Below are 16,896 nucleotides of genomic sequence, written 5' to 3' on the forward strand. Positions count from 1 at the left end.
AGGAAGACGTAGAAAAGTTTAGTAAAGGAAAGGTAGATGAAAATAATGTAGATAAGGTCATAATTGATAGCGAAAAGTTTCTAACTTATGTTAAAAGCAGTCAAGATGAAGCAAAAAATGCTCAGCTTATAAAGTTTATTGGGGATAAAAGTATTGAAGGTGATTATAGGTATTTAGTTAACAGGGTGGTTCAAGAGCAAGGGTATGAACGTTATATTCAGAATGAACGTGTTAAAGATTTGTACGGTGGCATTTTACAGAAGGATGTTGGTTCAACGAAAAACTCAAAATTAAAAGGTAGGTTAATAAATGCTGCAGGTAGAATACAGTTAATAAGAGGAATTCATGGAACGGTTGTATCTTGTGCTGATGGAGACTCCATAGATTGTGGACTGAGTGTGAGTGGAATGGCATGGTCTTTTGCATCTCAACCAATTGAGAATGTAATAGTTAAAATTGCCCCAAAAATTGTAAAATCAGCGGGGCAATTTGTAGGAAAAATGGTACCAGGTACTCTAGGGAGACAAGCACAGTTTGCTGTTGCTTTTACGGGAGCAAAGATTGGAAGTAAAATAGCAAAAGGTGTAGCAGGGGCGGTAGGGGGTATCTTTGATATTATTGATATAAGTAGGTCAGCAAGTAATCTCGTTGATTGTAAGAAGAGGGAAGATAGTGATAATCCATGTGGAAAGAAGGAAATAAGGGATGAGATAGTATCTATGTCCTTTTCTAGTGTGTCGTTTGTTGCTGGTGTTGCTCTTACAGCTGCTGGTATGCCGGTAGTCGGTATTGCAATTGGATTTGCGCTCATGGTGGGTCAGGGAGTTTATAGTGGTGTTAGCAATATTATAGAGTATGAAGAGAAGTATGATACAACTCATGATGAAAATTGGCGTATTTTTTGGCACACGTTTGCTTTTCAACCTATACCATTGGATGTGCAACACCTTGCAGAGAGAAAGGAAGTTGTTAATAGTCTCGCTAAAGAAGTTTGGAAAATGCTAAATAACGTCCCTGATAATGTTGTTGCTTATGGTGTTGGTCTTGGAAAAGTAAGTGGTGGTACTCTTCGTCCGGATCATGCAACGATTATGATGAATACAGAAAGGGCTGATATAAGAAGTCTTTCACGTGTTATACCTGATGATATCGAAGGTGCTGACATGATTTGTTTACCAAAGATTACTAATCAAGATTATGAAAAAGGTATCACAAGTTTTGTTCCATCAGCTAAGCACTATTGTAAGAATGCACTGATTATTGCTGATAAAAGCAAAAGTATGCAAAGCAACAAAACAGTTGTTTTTGATTTAAGGAATGTAAACTTTGGGAATATAGTTGGAAGCAAGAAATGGAATAACAATTTTCTAATTTTTGAAGGATCAGAAAAAATAATTGGTGTTTCTAACATAGTAAATAGATTTGTTCTTACAAATTCTAGATTTGTGGGCCAGATCATTATGGGCATTAATTCTACTAATGTGTTTGATTTGAGTCAGATAGAAGATAGTGTTGTAAGAGTGAATCCTGTTGATAGTATTATATCTACAATTTTTCAGACACTGGACTATGCAAAATTGGAAGTAGGAATAAATCAATGTATTACCAATTATGTCAATACTATTAGATATCATTATATTGGAAGACATAATAAGGTGGATATAGTTTCATGTACTACTAGTACAGGGGATTTCATAGATTGCGATACTATCATAGATAGTTGTGGAGGGAATAATGACAAGCAAAGAGATACAATTGCAAACTGCAATAAGGTAGTAATAGCTCCTTATACTGATGTTCTAGGTAAAGATGGTAATTATATCTTCTATGTACAGAGTAAAGGATACAAAGGTAAAAATTTACATTCTGAAATTGATGTAGAAGGAACAGGGATCGTAATTTTTCCGGAAAATGACTTGCTTAATGATTGTGATAACATAACCTATTCTTCGGATACTAATACTTTATCTTTGAGAATAGTATTAGGACAAAATAATCGATATACCCTTGACATTAAGAATTATAGGAAACAAGGTATCATTCAACCTAACTTTACATTAGTCGATATAAATGGTAGCAATGTCGTTCCTAAGATTAGAGAATTCGGCATTAGAAAAATCAATTCATTTGAATTACATTCCGAGCATTCTCTAGATAGTCTTGATAACGTTAAAACCCATTACAAAAAGATTATAGGCAATAATAAGAGTTATGAGGTTTTCACTGTCATTAGAAACAAAACACAGAGCCAGGATGATAGTAAATTTCAAAAGATGGTTTTTGGTTCTTTTGGAGATGATGTAATAAACTTAGATCAAGGCACTATATTTGCTAAGGGAGGAGAAGGAAGTGATTTGTACTTTGTTAGTGGTGATATGGATAGTGAAAAAGTTAAAATTGATAATAATTCAGATGATAGAAGCTTAGATGCGATATCTATGCCAGAAGTTCCAGAAAAGTTTCTCATGCAAGGGTGTGATTTATATTTAGATCATAATGGTACTGATATTCAAGTAGAAAACTACCTCAAAGACAACGGGTATAGACACATTGCGTTTGTTAATGGTAAAGGGGAAAGCTTTATTCCTTATATACAATCAATATCATGTGTTGGGTCTTCTGAAGAAAATGGTAAATTAGTTCCTTTTTTCCATGCTACACCAACTCAAAACATGTTTGTATTACCTAAAGGTTTTCAGGGTGATAGTGTAGTGATAGATTCCCGTCCTGAAGAGATTGAGAGGTATAAAGACAGAGATGATCTCTTACTGGTAAGAGAAGGTGGAATTCCTTTTATAATAAAAGTGGAAAATTTTTATAACGATCGAGGTGGGTGGGAAAATGTTAATTTTCTTTTATGGAATGATGGTAATTTTTCTCCATATTCTGGTTTGTACCAGAAAGTGAGTGAAGTAATCGATTATCAAGATAAGCTTAAGAGTGATTATGAAGAATCTTTCAAAGAATATGTTGTAGATTTTACTCAGTCTGTAAATATTACACATAATCAGAACGATACTTTAACTTCGTTGGAAGAGGATGAAAAACGCATAGGGGTAATGATACTAAAAAATATTACTCCGGATAGGATTCAAGTTTCCAGTAGTGGTAGGGATTTAGTATTCTCTGACAAAGTATCTAACAATGTAATCAATATAAAAAATTGGAGTGATTCTGAGTCTTATAGAATTTCTATGTTGGAATTTGATTTAGGGTTAGAACCAATATTGATCCGAAGATTAGATCAGTTTACTTTGTCTAATATAGAGGAAATACGAAATTTAGTCGATAAGGTTTCAGAAATTTGCCAAAGCAATGCTGTATGTGAAACCAACATTGAAGCTGAAAATTGTAATGTACAAGTATCTTTGCACTGTGCTGCTGCAAGTGGTCAATTAGACGTAGTAGAAAAACTTGTGAAAGAATTAGCTTTAGCTGATGTTAATGTAAAGGATAGTACTGGGTGGACGCCTTTGCACTATGCTGCTGCAAATGGTAAGCTAAATGTGGTGAGATACCTTATAGGGAAAGTGGCTTCTGTTGATGTAAGAGGTGACCTTGAACAAACACCTTTGCTCTTAGCTGTTGAGAATGGTAGGCTAGATGTAGTAAAATATCTGATAGAAAAAGGGGCTGATGTTGATGTAAGGAATGACCTTGAACAGACACCTTTGCACTTAGCTGCTGGGAATGGTAGGCTAGATGTGGTAAAATATCTGATAGAAGAAAAGGAAGCTTACATTAACACAAGGGATAAGTTTTGGATCACGCCTTTGCATTTAGCTGCTAGGAATGGTAGGCTAGGTGTGGTAAAATATCTGATAGAAGAAAAGGAGGCTGACATTAACATAAGGGATAAGTTTTGGATCACGCCTTTGCATTTAGCTGCTAAGAATGGTGAGCTAGATGTGGTAGAGTACATTACGGAAAAAGGGTCTAGTACTAATGTACGTGACCAATCTGGAACATCACCTTTACACTTAGCTGCTAGGAATGGTAGGCTAGACGTTGTAAAATATCTGATAGAAAAAGGGGCTGATGTTGATATAAGGAATAAGTTTGGAACCATGCCTGTGCATTTAGCTGCTGGGAATGGTAGGCTAGATGTAGTAGAGTACATTATAAGAGAATGGGGTGATTTTAATGCATATGATTGGCTTGGGAGAGTGCCTTTGCACTATGCTGCTGAAGGTGGTAAGCTAGATATGGTGAGGTACATTATAGAAAAAGGAGCTAATGTTAATATAAAGAGTAAAGCTAGAGAGATATCTTTAAGTGTAATTGATGAGAATAATGAGCTAGAAGAATTGGAATATTTTACAAAAAAGAGAGCTAATGTTAATGTAGAAGATGACTTTGGGTTCACACCTTTACACTTGGCTGCTGAGAATGGTAAACTAAATGTGGTACGGTATCTAATAGAAGAGAAACATGCCGATATTAATATAAAGGATAATCTTGGACGGACACCTTTGTCCTTAGCTGACGATATGATGTATTATGATGTCGTTGAGTATTTAGAAAAAGAACTTAATGAAAGAAAAGAAATACCTAAACAACGTAACCGTCGTCATCACCATGGAGATCACGATCGTCATTACTTATCACGCAAACCTCGTGCTACAGATTCAATTAATCAACCTGAAATAGTAGCAAGTAGTGGTGCAAGTTCATCTTCGTGGATAAATGATTTATTTGGTTGGGTAAAAAACTCTATAGGTGGGTTATTAGGTTCTAGAACTGCCTTATCCAAGGAGACATCAAGCACTCCAAGTTCAATCTCACAAGTTGATGCAAAAATGGATGTAAATGGTACAATAATGTTACTTGATGTGCTCATTAGAAAAGTTACAGATCAGAAATATATTTCTACAGTAGATCAGTCTATATCTCCACTAGAAGCACAGGGCTATGCACTCAATATTACAAATGGATTTAAGAAAGTAGTAGAGCAAGCTGCATTAAAAAGTGGCATATCAATGCACCGGTTAGATATTGATTATATGGGAATGCAGAAAGAGATTACTAGAAAAGTCATGAGTGGTAAATTCAATGAAATTTCAGGGATTTTAAACTCATATGTAGAGAAAGCATATCCTAGTAGAGAAGTAGGATGTCCTGGTAAGTTAAGTTCGAAGAAGTTTGACAAGTTTATGGTAGAGTTTAATAGCGGGCTGCTAAATCAATCAATAGAGCAGATATTACACAACAGAGATGGTAGATTGAAAGTTGATGATGCGAAGCAAATGAGTTTAGAGCCTCAAAGTTATTTAAGTAATTCTTCCGTTCAAGGCCATTCAAAAGTATCAACTTGTCTTTCTGATATAGGAGTAACTAAGCTTGTGAATAACCTCAGTAGGTAGATTAAAATATGAGAGATGGAGCTATAATATGCCAAGTAGTGGAAAATTTAAAGTGAGGGTAGCCAAAATAATTAGGGAAACCAGTAGCAAGTTTGATAGTCTTAATACTAAAATGGATGAAGTAGACATTAAATACTAAGTGGTTAATGTGTTTTCCATATTGAACTTACAGCACGTAGCTTTGATATAGAAGTTTGAGTAACGTTATGATAGTAATTTATATAATTCTTTGTGCAATCTTCATAGCTGTTTTAGATAGTTCACCAGATTCTTAATTAGGTGATATGTCGAACTTAGAGAAGGTTTTCATAAATGTTGAAGTGAATAATTATGTTTTTTCTTTGAATTGTGAAATTTCAGAATGAGAGAGACCGGTAATTTGAGCGATAACATCTATAGAGACACCGGCCTTGAGTGAGTTTTTGGCCACAGCTATTTTAGTCTGTTGTTCACCCTCTGCTATACCCTCTTCCTTACCTTCAGCTCTACCTTTTTCATGGCCGATTTGGATGCCTTCTTTCTTGCCCTTCTCTTCTCCAATTTGGATGCCTTCATGTTTAGCATCATCGAGTTTTTGAGCAAGGACAGCCTGTTCATCACGAATACGCTTGATCTCTTGTTCATAGGCAATAAATTCTTTTTCTGACCAGTTGAACCTATTTAGTTCTTCATATGCTCTTTTAATTATTAAATCACTTCCTATTATTCTCTCTAGCTCTTCTTCACTAGTTTCGTCTGCATATCTAAAGAAGTAGACCCATTTTTCAACTATACTTGAAAGCTGATCTTCTTTAGTTTTTGGAAATTTAGGCAACTCAATAAATATGAAGTAAAAATCTTTTAAATCATGTTCATTAGTATTTTCATCGCGAATAGTATGCTTTGATTTGTACTCAGACTTATCAGGAAATAAAATACAATCTGCTATAGCAATAAAGATAATTTCCTTAAGGTCATGGTATTGATCACCCTTACTAGCTTGTCTTGAATAAGCTTTAGCTGCGTAATATTGGGCACGTTTTTCAAAGCCTTTGGTTTTAGCGACCTGCATTTCGACTATCACTTGCAGCCCATTTTCATCTCTACAGAGAACATCAACAATGCTTTGTTTTTTAGAAGCAATATCAGGGTCTTGAATAGTACTTAAAAACTCTATATCCTTTATTGTACTTTTGCCAGTGAAGCCAAGAATATCATTAAGAAAGTGAATAAGGATATCTTTATTTTTTTCAGTACCAAAGATACGCTTAAACGATATATCATTCTTGGGATCGAGAAACTTAGAAAGAGCCATGATAAATTAACCTAGAAAGCATTAATAATTATACACAATTCTGAAGAAATATTCAACTAAAATTCAAACATAAAAGTTTTTGTATATCTTTATTTGGTAGTATTAACCTATATAATATCTATTTCTGTATGGCAAAGTATACTACTGTTTCCATAAGGTACCAAATAGCACAAAGAGCAAGAAGCTGGAGATTAAAGAGAAAATATACCCTGAAGGATTTAGTAGGCAAAACAGGCATAAACTATCATACGCTGCTAAGATATGAGCAAGGAACATGTGGCATTCCAATTGAAAGGCTAAAAGTGATAGCAGAAGCGTTATCAATTCCTATTAGAAATCTATTTCCTGGGCGAAAAGTACTAAAAGAAAGTAGTTGTTTCGAGAAAGCTAAGACCGAGGAAATGTATAATTTTATAGAAAAAACAGGAGGACACAAAGCAATTTATGCATTAACCAAATCTATCCGAGCTGAGGAAGAAAGTAATATAAAAGCAGCAAGAATAAGAATTGCAAGGAATCTAGTTAAGGCAGGGTTTGATAATGACATTATCTATCGAGCAACAGGCTTATCAACGGAAGAATATGCTGATAAAGAGAGATACGAGCAAAACGGAGGACAAGAGATAAAAAAGTGGAGAATAATAAAAGGATATACACAAGAAGAATTAGCGAAAAAGCTTAATATAGGGCCCTCACAGATACATCACTATGAACAAGGTAGTGTTACCATTTTAAGTGAAAGATTATGGGAAATAGCAAAAGAATTATCAGTGGATGTTGAAGATTTGATAAAGGAATATAAAGAAAATGATTGCAAAGATGGTGAAGGAGAAAATGAATTATTAAGTTTGGCAAGAGAATATAGAAAAATTGACAATCAGGAATCACGAGATGAGCTGGATACATGGGTAGAATTTTTCTTGCAAAGAAAGCAAATTTACAAAGAGAAGATTGATAAAGTAGAGGAAATGAAAGTTACAAATAATTTACTTCAGTTAGGTTTTTCTACTGATGTTATTTCTAGAATAATTGATTAACAACAACCTTTTTACATAACTTGAAAATAAATATATATATTAATATCTTTTCCTATTCATGAAAAAATAAGTAAAAAAGATTTAAAAATTGATTTGACTTCACTCGGAAGCTATGGCTCTATGCCAATGCTGATAAAAAAACAGCAGTAAATAATTAAAAACAATTTGTTATTAACGAGGAGTATATTTTATGAATAATAGTGAAAAACTTACAGAAGAAATAGAGAGAGTATTACAGAGTGGAGGAGGAAGTGCTCTATTTGATCGTGAGATAGTGTCAGTGCTTCTAGGAGCAGTTCACGACAGAAAGCAAGCACAAGATGTTACTAAAACTCTAATGGATAACTGCCCAGGAATAGGAGAAATTTTGGGACGAGAAATCGATGATCTGAAAATGATAGAAGGAATGACCGAACATGCAGCCGCAGCAATTGAATGTGTTAAAGAAGCTTATAAAAGAGCACTCAGAGAAGGGTTAAAGAGAGGCCCTGTAATGGATAGCCAAGAAAAGCTGATAGAGTATGTAAGGGTAAACATAGGCTTTTCAGCAAAAGAAGCTGTCCTGATAATATATTTGGATAAGCAGAACCGTTTGATAAGAGATGAAGTGTATTTTGGTACAATAGATGAAGTACACTTATCTGAAAGGAAAGTGGTAAAAAAGGCGTTATCAATGGAAGCAGCATCGATAATATTATCTCACAATCATCCAGGGGGGAGTTTAGAACCATCAGAAGATGATAAAGTAATGACTAGAGAATTAGTATCAGCATGTCAAGGAGTGGGAATTGAGTTAGAGGATCACATTATTATGACAGACAAAGGATATTGCAGTTTTAAGGAAAGAGAGCTGTTATAAACCAAATTTCAATTGCTTGAGAAGTTTGGCTACACAATGAAATATAAAATCAAGTAGCAAAAAGACTTAGTCAAGAATCTGTATTGGAGAATTACAAAATATAAAAGATCTTTGTATAGTTTGTATATTAAGTTGTAGTTAAAGAATAAAAGTCCTGATAAAGCTATTCTTTTATTATAAATAGTTGCAGAATATACAAGATCTTTTTATAATTTGCGTATTAAGTTAATTATAAAGCAATAAATTGCTCTATAGACTTGAATAATATGCTTAATATGAGAGGTTATATGACTACTAAAAAAGCAGTATCATTTGATGATATGGATGGAAATACTTATGAGTTAATCATTGATTCTAAAAAGTTACCAAAAGGACTATATAGTGCTATTAGGCGTACTAGCAAAAAAAATCAGCAGCTTATACTTTTAGACGAGACTGATCCGAAAATATTTGATGATAAAAGCAGGTTTGAGAAGCCTGAAGGTGTGCCTTCCCCTAGCGATGTTTCTGAAAAATCAATCAATCTTGGAGAAGGACGTGAGGTTTATAACAAAAAATCTTCAAATCGTCAAAATCCGTTTATTCCATCTTTAAGCAAGATAGAGCCAAGTGCAAGTGAAAATGCAGAATTGAGGTGGTTTAAAAGTAGAGTGGTAAAGGCAAAAAGCGTAGAAGAACTGAACAAGACTATAGACCAAGCACTAAGTGCTGGAATCAGGATAAATGCGTATAGCGAAGGGCAGAAGAGTTTTGCTGATACAGTAATATCGAAAATGCCTTTGATCAAATGCAAAGAAAATGAGAAGGAAGATATAATATGTGAATTGATGCTAAATGGAGCAATATTCAGTTACGATCTATTGCAGGATAAGGGAATAAGTGAAATGCATAACAAACTCTATCAAGAGATTCGTCCACAGATAGATGAGTGGCTTAAAGAACTGAGAGAAATCGGTGAAAGTGCTATTGAAAATGAAGGAATCATAGAAGACGTGGAAATAGATAATAGGATGTTTGTGCGACCCGAAGTTGCGATTTTGTGATGGTTAGATTCCATCTTCCCTAGACATCAGGGATAATGTATGTCTCACATTTTAAAGAATGGCAACCTTTAGGATGCAAGCATGAGATAAAAGCAGGTAATGCTAAACCTTATAGCAAACTCCTGCAAACAGAGTTAGATATGGTTACGAGAGAAACTTATGATTGAATTGTCGTTATATTGAATATGCGAAATTAAGGTTGTTTTACGCATAGACCAAAATGGTATGAAGCATACGAGGAATTAAAGTTAGATGTCTTTGATTATAGATGTTCTCAGCTTCCGGTAAAAAGTAAGAACCTAAGTCTAACACGAAACAAAATCGTGAAACGGGATAACCATATAGGTGCTCTTATATTCATTTGAATGTAAGTAGGCAGCCAGCCATAAGCACTTACATTGGAGGGATTGTCCAAGAAGCTAATGCCCAAAGTAATATTTGGGATATGCAGACGTGGACACTATAATTTGGAAGGTAAAGTGGTGAATAGTAGTAAATATGTTATAGACCAACAATTTGTTAGGTATGAATGGAATACAATTCCTTGGCGTAAAGTTGAGAAATTTGTATTTAAGCTACAAAAGCGAATTTACCAAGCTGCAATATGTAATGATAAGAAGAAGGTACATAAACTTCAAAGATTATTACTCAATTCAATAAGTGCAAAACTACTTGCTGTCAGAAAAGTAACTCAAGATAACAGAGGGAAGAAAACTGCAGGTATTGATGGAAAAGCAAATCTTAATCATAAAGAAAGATTGCAATTAGCATATTCTTTAAATGTTAGAGAAAAAGCGAAACCATCAAAACGTGTTTGGATTCCAAAACCTGGAAAACCAATAGAATATCGCCCTCTTGGTATACTTACTATCTCAGATAGGGCAAAAGAAACACTTATGAAAATGGCACTAGAGCCAGAGTGGGAGGTAGGATTTGAACCGAACATGTATGGTTTTAGACCTGGTAGGTCATGTCATGATGCTATTGAAGCCATATTTAATTCACTGAATTGGAAAACAGCGTACTGTTTAGATGCTGATATTTCTGGATGTTTTGATAATATTAATCAAAATGCTCTGTTGGAAAAACTTAACACTACACCAACCTTTAGAAGAATTATAAAAGGATGGTTAAGAGCTGGAGTAATGGAAAACAGAAAATTTGAATCCACAAAACGTGGTACAATTCAAGGAGGGACGATCTCACCGTTACTTGCTTGTGTTGCATTAAATGGATTAGAACAATATATCAAAGAAACGTTATGGAGTGAACTTCTTCAATATAGGAAGATGAAATGTGGTGTTGCAAGCAGTAGAGAAGCAAAAAGCTCATTAAGTGTAATTTTCTACGCAGATGACTTTATCATCATACATGAGAGTAAGGAAATCATTCTGAAGGCAAAAATGATAGTTGAAGAATGGCTCAAAACCATTGGACTAGAATTGAAACCTTCAAAAACAAAGATTTCTCATACTCAAAATGGAGAAAAGCCAGGATTTAATTTTCTTGGTTTCTCAATAAGGCATTACTCTACGAAAAATAATAAGAGGGGTTATAAATTATTAGTCAAACCAAGTCGTGAATCCAGAAAACAGCATACACTCACTATAAAACATAAGATTAGAGGATTAAGAGGATCAACACAAGAAACAGTAATAAGACAGCTTAACCCAATTACTAGAGGGTGGAGCAAATATTATTCTTCGGTTGTGTCAAACAAGACCTTTAGGTTTATTGACAGTGTAATGTTTAGAAACATCTGGAAGTGGGCAGTCTACAGGCACCCAACCAAAGGAAAATACTGGATTAAAAATAAATACTTTAAAAAGTATAAAAACGATAATTGGCGATTTATGACAAATAACAAAGTTCTTCTTATTAAGCACGGAGATCATGCTATTAAAAGGCATGTCAAAGTGAAAGGAACCAAGTCTCCATATGATGGCGATTGGGTTTATTGGGGTAATCGTTTAAGGAAGATACCAGATAAACTACCAAGAGTAATAAAATTGTTGAAGTTACAACAAGGTAAATGTGGTCATTGTCAACTTTGGTTTAAAAATGATGATATCTTAGAAACACATCATATTGACCGAAACAGACGTAATAATATGAAAAAGAATTTATCCTTGTTACATGGACATTGTCACGATGAATTACATAGAAAGTGTGCATGACAAGCACCAAATTATAGAGGAGCCGTATGAGGCGAAAGTCTCACGTACGGTTCTGAAGTCGAGTGGGGAGAGGCGACTTTTCCCACTTAGATAACTATATAGAATTTTCTGATAATAGCAAGGTAGAGGTAGCAAAAATACTGAGAGAGTTAGGAAGTAATATTTTAAAAATTGGTAATAATGCAGTTGAGGTTAAAAGTGAGAAGGGAGGTATAAGAAACTATACCGATATGTCAGATGGAAGCTCTATTGTATTAGAATTTCCTACAAGCGCTGGCAAGCTAAATATCATATTGTACCAAGATGCAAATCAGGTGCAAGTGAGAGTAGAAAACAAGGAAATGTGGGCTGAGTTACAAAAAAGAGGCGAAGAAATAGGAAAAAATTGCCTTTTTGGAGGAGTGAAACTTCAAGAAGCAGTAGAGAAAGGTAATTTCACTAGATGTGGCATATGGAGTGAAAAGTATGCTATAAAAGAGATTGGCAATGATGAAGTATTGTCTTCATGGGTAGATAGGGTATGTGGAGGTAGTAAAGAAACCTTTAGGGAACTTTAATTCATTTATTTTAAGGTTCCAGAGTTTACTGGAGCCTTTGAGCTATAGTAGAAAATATTATATATATGGTTTTTTGCGTGGAAAAAAGTCTAGATTATGAAGTAGGACAAAAAGTAAAAAGTTGGAGGTTAGAGAGAGGGTATACTCAGAAGGATTTAGCAGAGAAGGTTGGTGTAAAGTACTGGGCAATACTGCAATATGAGAAAGGGAATCGTAGAGTTCCAATTGAAAGGTTATATGCTATAGCTGAGGCACTATCAATCAGTATTACGGATCTTATTCCTGTATCAAAAATCTGTCTTGAAGATGAGGGAGAAGAAATATTAGATCTAGTAAGAGAATATAAAAAGATTAATGATCAGGAGTTACGTAAGATGTTTTGTTTGCTAACCAAATTTGTCCAAGTTAGTGAGAAAAGTAGTAGAAAATCGGAAAAAATAAAAATTGCAAAGAGTCTGGTTAAAGCAGGAGTTTCTGTTGATATTGTTGCAAAAACAATTGGTCTGTCTGCTGATGAATGTGTTGAAGAAAAAGTTGGTTCTATCTACTACCAAATAGGAAAAAAGATAAAAGAATGGAGGCTAGTGAGAGAGTATACTCAAAAAGATTTAGGAGAGAAAATGAATACAACACGTCACGAAATAAGCAACTATGAACAAGGAAGGACTGCTGTTCCACTTGATAAATTATATGAAATGGCAGAAGCATTATCGATTAGCATTACAGATCTGCTCATAGAAGAAGATGAGATAGTAGAAAATGAGCTACCTGATTTAATAAAAGAATACAAAGAAATTGAGAGCCAAGAACTACGTAATGCATTAAGAGAATCTCTGTTTGAAGGTATAAGGATTTGTGAAGAAAAAGTGAGAAAAGCGGAAAGGATCAAAGTTGCAAGAGATCTAGTAAAAGGGGGAATTTCTATTGATATCATTTTGCAAATAATCGGCTTATCCGCTGATCAAATTGCATGAAAATTTGTTTTTAAGTAAGGTATATATGTTTGTTTCTGTAAGAGATATTAGTTCTATAAGTTATAAAATAGGACAAAAAATAGAAAATAGCAGGTTAATGCGAGGGCATACTCAAATAGAATTAGCAAGTGAAATAGGTTTAACATACCAAGAAGTAAACAGTTATGAAAATGGATATAGCCCTATTCCAATTGAAGTACTATATGTAATAGCAAGAGTATTGTCAGTTAATGCTGTAGATCTGTTACCTAAACCAATAACAGTAAGAGAGTATGAAGATGAAGACGAAGAAATACTCTATCTAACAAAAATATACGAGAATCAAAAGTTAGGCAAAATAGTACCTTCATTAGTCAGGTTTGTTCATATTAGCGAAAAAATTAATCAAGAAGAGGCTAGATTAGAGATAGCAAAAAATCTAGTGAAAGAAGGAGTTTCAGTTGACATAATCTCGCAGGCAACGGGCTTATCTATTTACGAGTATAATGATACAGAACAAGAAATTTACACTGATTCTATATATTACAGAATAGGGCAAAGAATAAGAGAATGGAGGTTGATAAGAAGATATACTCAAAAAGATTTGGCGGATAAAGTTGATTTAACGCTCAAGGAAATACACGAATATGAAAAAGGATATACTGCCATCTCATTTGATAAATTATATGAAATAGCAAGAGCATTATCAGTGAATATTAAAGTTCTGCTACCTAAAACAAGAGAAAGCAAAAAGCTATTGAGTTTAATGGATGAGTACAGAGAACAAGAATCACTAGTCAAATCCCTATCTGAAAGTATGAAAAATGGCAAGAAAAAAGTTAAAAAAATAGAAAAGATCAAAGTTGCGAAAAATCTAGCAAAGGCAGGTGTTGCTCTTGATATTATTGTGCGAGCAAGTGGCCTAACTGCTGATGAGTTGGAAATGTGTTAAAAACAGCTGAGAAATAATATATAAGTGAAAGTAGTTATATACTTATCTCTAAAAATTTACTTATTGTTTGGCTGATTCAACTGAAGCATTTTCATAATTGAGGTAAAGTTTTGCTGCTAATTTGCATTGGATGTTTTCAGTTATGGTATTATCCACATAGGTGAAGGTGATAGTTGTGATTGTATTTGCAAATATTATTATATATTAAAACAAATCTGTCAGTATCTCTACCTTCAAGTCTATTAAAACTATACAATTAAGCCAAATTTTATATAATATTTTTTTTACTAAATATTCATGAATATGGTTAAACAGTAGGTAGAAGAAAGCCTTTGTATTGTTAATCTTTTTAAAGTCAAGTTATGTTGTGGAAATTTTTGTAAGAACTTTATGAATCACAAATTAAGGTTTTACTTACTTGGAGTTGGATGGTTTATACTTAGCTTACTTAGTAGTGTAGCTAATGATACTATATCAAAATATCTTGGTTTACATCTTCAGAGTTTTGAAATAATTTTTTTCCGCTTTCTGTTTACCACTATTACCCTTGTACCTTTTATGTTTTACTATGGAATAGAAACTTTTAAAACAAGTCAAATATCTACTCAAATAACCAGGGGTGGGTTGTTGTTTTGTGGAATGACCTTATGGACTTACGGGTTGACTGTTTTCCCCATAGTAACTGCAACGATTATAAGTTTTTCTATACCATTATTTGTTATACTTCTTGCAATCCCTTTGCTAAACGAAAATATAATTTGGCAAAGATGGATAGTAACTGTTATTGGCTTTGTTGGTATTGCTATTACTACCAAAGCTCATAGTGAAGATTTTAATCCTAAAATTCTTATTTTTATTGTATCTGCGTTAATCTTTGCTATATTAGACATACTTAATAAGAAACTTGTGATAAAAGAGTCAGTAATAAGTATGTTATTTTATTCAGCTCTAACGACAACTATTTTTTCTACTCCACCTTTGTTATTTTATTGGCATATGCCTTCCTTGTTGGAGTTAGTATTACTGCTGATTTTAGGAATAAGTTCAAACCTAATTCTGTTCTTCATGTTAAAAGCTTTTGCTCTTACTGATGCTACTGCACTTGCACCGTATAGATACATAGAGCTAATAATTTCTGCAATAGTAACATACGTTATATTTAATGAATTACCTGATAAAAGTGCTTTATATGGTACTTTGATATTAATACCATCAACCTTATTTATAGCTTATTCGGAAGGTAAGGCAATTAAGAAAAATAATGTAACAACAAAAGTTTATAATTGTTAATGGTATTTATTTTAGATGCTAAGCTACATTTTTAAGGTGATAGTAAAATGCACATAACTATTATAGGAGTAGGGTATGTAGGCTTAGTATCTGGTACAATGTTATCGGAGCAGGGCCATAAAGTTGATTGCATTGACATAAATACTGAGAAGATTGAACTTTTGAAATCAGGGAAAATTCCTCTATATGAACCTGGATTAGCAGATTATTTAGAGAATAATATAAAGTCACAAAGGATAAGATTTTTTGATTCGTATTCTCAAATAAATCCCAATACAGAAGTAGTATTTGTAACTGTAGATACTCCATCAGACTCCCTAGGAAATGCAAATTTAAAGAATGTATATAATGCAGTAAGTGAAGTTTCTGAGAGGGTTAATCAAGATTGCTTAATAGTGATAAAGTCAACTATTCCTCCTGGTACTGCAGAAAATATACATAATTATTTATCTAATAAGGGCTATAACTTTGATTTGGGAGTTAATCCAGAGTTTCTCAAGCAAGGCTCTGCAGTATCAGATTTTTTATACCCAGATAGGATAATAATAGGAGTAAAAACTAAGCTAGCTAGGGCAAAACTAGAAGTTATATATAGATCATTTATAGATAAGAATATTCCGTTAATAGTCACTGATACAGTTACTGCTGAAATGATTAAATATGCTTCTAATGCTTTTCTAGCAACAAAGGTTGCTTTTATCAATGAGATGGCAGGTTTATGTGAGCTATTAGGAGCAGACATTGACCTTTTAGCTAACAGTATGGGAATGGACCATAGAATAGGTAAGGAATTTCTCAAAGCTGGTCCAGGATTTGGAGGATCATGTTTTCCTAAAGATTTGTCAGCTTTAATAAGGCTTGCTGAAGATCACAATGTCAAGCTACAAATTTTAAATTCAGTTAAGGAATCTAACTATAATCATATAACAAACATTGCTAAAAAGGTAGAATATGTATTAAATGGAGTCCAAAATAAAAAAATAGCGATATGGGGGCTAACTTTTAAGTCTGGTACTGATGATGTAAGAAATAGCCCAGCTATAGACGTTGCAAAATTGCTAGTGAATAACAAGGCTAAAATTACTGCATATGATCCAATGGGGATGGATAATGCTAGGCAAGTTCTAAAGGATATAGAGTACGCGGACAGCGCTATAGGAGCTGCAAGAGACGCGGAAGCCTTATTATTATTAACGGAGTGGAAAGAATTTAAAAATCAAGATTTTGCAAGTTTAAAGAGTATTATGGCTGCACCTAATATTTTTGATTTCCGTAATTTATTAGATAGCGAGCTATTACTAAGATATGGTTACCATATTTATTCCTTGGGTAAAAAATCTATCTACAAAGTTTAACGGTTGAGAAATTTTT

10 protein-coding genes and 1 pseudogene are annotated in these 16,896 nt (G+C 33.7%); 10 read left to right on the forward strand and 1 reads right to left on the reverse strand.

What is annotated here, in order from left to right; all coding sequences use genetic code 11:
- Positions 1 to 185: 185 nt before the first annotated feature.
- On the forward strand, positions 186 to 5,363 hold the full coding sequence (locus tag OPR42_RS07495; RefSeq protein WP_265042240.1) for an ankyrin repeat domain-containing protein: 5,178 nt from the start codon (positions 186 to 188) through the stop codon (positions 5,361 to 5,363).
- 328 nt (positions 5,364 to 5,691) lie between these two features.
- On the opposite strand, the gene OPR42_RS07500 is transcribed toward OPR42_RS07495, so the two are convergent.
- Complete coding sequence (locus tag OPR42_RS07500) at positions 5,692 to 6,657, reverse strand: Rpn family recombination-promoting nuclease/putative transposase (RefSeq protein WP_265042241.1); 966 nt, start codon at positions 6,655 to 6,657, stop codon at positions 5,692 to 5,694.
- A 128-nt stretch (positions 6,658 to 6,785) separates the two neighbouring features.
- Between OPR42_RS07500 and wmk (OPR42_RS07505) the strand changes: the two genes are divergently transcribed.
- The 9 genes and pseudogenes from wmk (OPR42_RS07505) to OPR42_RS07545 all read left to right on the forward strand — a co-directional run bounded on the left by wmk (OPR42_RS07505) (position 6,786) and on the right by OPR42_RS07545 (position 16,880).
- Positions 6,786 to 7,694, forward strand: coding sequence for a WO male-killing family protein Wmk (gene wmk / locus OPR42_RS07505; RefSeq protein ID WP_265041412.1), 909 nt, complete (start codon positions 6,786 to 6,788; stop codon positions 7,692 to 7,694).
- 190 nt (positions 7,695 to 7,884) lie between these two features.
- Positions 7,885 to 8,553, forward strand: a complete 669-nt coding sequence (locus OPR42_RS07510) for a JAB domain-containing protein (protein WP_264704329.1) — start codon at positions 7,885 to 7,887, stop codon at positions 8,551 to 8,553.
- Between the two features lie 287 nt (positions 8,554 to 8,840).
- Positions 8,841 to 9,596, forward strand: a complete 756-nt coding sequence (locus OPR42_RS07515) for a hypothetical protein (protein WP_265041652.1) — start codon at positions 8,841 to 8,843, stop codon at positions 9,594 to 9,596.
- A gap of 422 nt (positions 9,597 to 10,018) precedes the next feature.
- A complete protein-coding gene (locus tag OPR42_RS07520; RefSeq protein ID WP_214303292.1) occupies positions 10,019 to 11,773 on the forward strand; it encodes a reverse transcriptase domain-containing protein in 1,755 nt (584 codons plus the stop codon).
- 92 nt (positions 11,774 to 11,865) lie between these two features.
- A pseudogene (locus OPR42_RS07525) lies at positions 11,866 to 12,330 on the forward strand (hypothetical protein); the annotation flags it as partial.
- A 65-nt stretch (positions 12,331 to 12,395) separates the two neighbouring features.
- Positions 12,396 to 13,304: a WO male-killing family protein Wmk gene (gene wmk / locus OPR42_RS07530; RefSeq protein WP_265041654.1), complete on the forward strand. Its 909-nt coding sequence runs from the start codon at positions 12,396 to 12,398 to the stop codon at positions 13,302 to 13,304.
- A 25-nt stretch (positions 13,305 to 13,329) separates the two neighbouring features.
- The gene (gene wmk / locus OPR42_RS07535) at positions 13,330 to 14,235 is read left to right on the forward strand and encodes a WO male-killing family protein Wmk (RefSeq protein ID WP_265041655.1); all 906 of its coding nucleotides are present in this window, start codon (positions 13,330 to 13,332) and stop codon (positions 14,233 to 14,235) included.
- A gap of 390 nt (positions 14,236 to 14,625) precedes the next feature.
- Positions 14,626 to 15,525, forward strand: a complete 900-nt coding sequence (locus OPR42_RS07540; RefSeq protein ID WP_264375757.1) for a DMT family transporter — start codon at positions 14,626 to 14,628, stop codon at positions 15,523 to 15,525.
- 47 nt (positions 15,526 to 15,572) lie between these two features.
- Entirely contained in the window at positions 15,573 to 16,880 is a 1,308-nt protein-coding gene (locus OPR42_RS07545) for a UDP-glucose dehydrogenase family protein (RefSeq protein WP_019236556.1), read from the forward strand.
- Positions 16,881 to 16,896 lie beyond the last annotated feature (16 nt).

It is taken from the genome of Wolbachia endosymbiont (group B) of Melanostoma mellinum (assembly GCF_947251465.1).
In the GTDB taxonomy this organism is placed as follows: Bacteria; Pseudomonadota; Alphaproteobacteria; order Rickettsiales; family Anaplasmataceae; genus Wolbachia.

Coding starts and splice junctions, on each gene's coding strand:
- wmk (WP_265041654.1), top strand. CDS start 12,396: ATGGTTTTTTGCGTGGAAAAAAGTCTAGATTATGAAGTAGGACAAAAA.
- OPR42_RS07500 (WP_265042241.1), bottom strand. CDS start 6,657: ATGGCTCTTTCTAAGTTTCTCGATCCCAAGAATGATATATCGTTTAAG.
- OPR42_RS07545 (WP_019236556.1), top strand. CDS start 15,573: ATGCACATAACTATTATAGGAGTAGGGTATGTAGGCTTAGTATCTGGT.
- OPR42_RS07510 (WP_264704329.1), top strand. CDS start 7,885: ATGAATAATAGTGAAAAACTTACAGAAGAAATAGAGAGAGTATTACAG.
- OPR42_RS07520 (WP_214303292.1), top strand. CDS start 10,019: ATGCCCAAAGTAATATTTGGGATATGCAGACGTGGACACTATAATTTG.
- OPR42_RS07540 (WP_264375757.1), top strand. CDS start 14,626: ATGAATCACAAATTAAGGTTTTACTTACTTGGAGTTGGATGGTTTATA.
- wmk (WP_265041412.1), top strand. CDS start 6,786: ATGGCAAAGTATACTACTGTTTCCATAAGGTACCAAATAGCACAAAGA.
- OPR42_RS07515 (WP_265041652.1), top strand. CDS start 8,841: ATGACTACTAAAAAAGCAGTATCATTTGATGATATGGATGGAAATACT.
- wmk (WP_265041655.1), top strand. CDS start 13,330: ATGTTTGTTTCTGTAAGAGATATTAGTTCTATAAGTTATAAAATAGGA.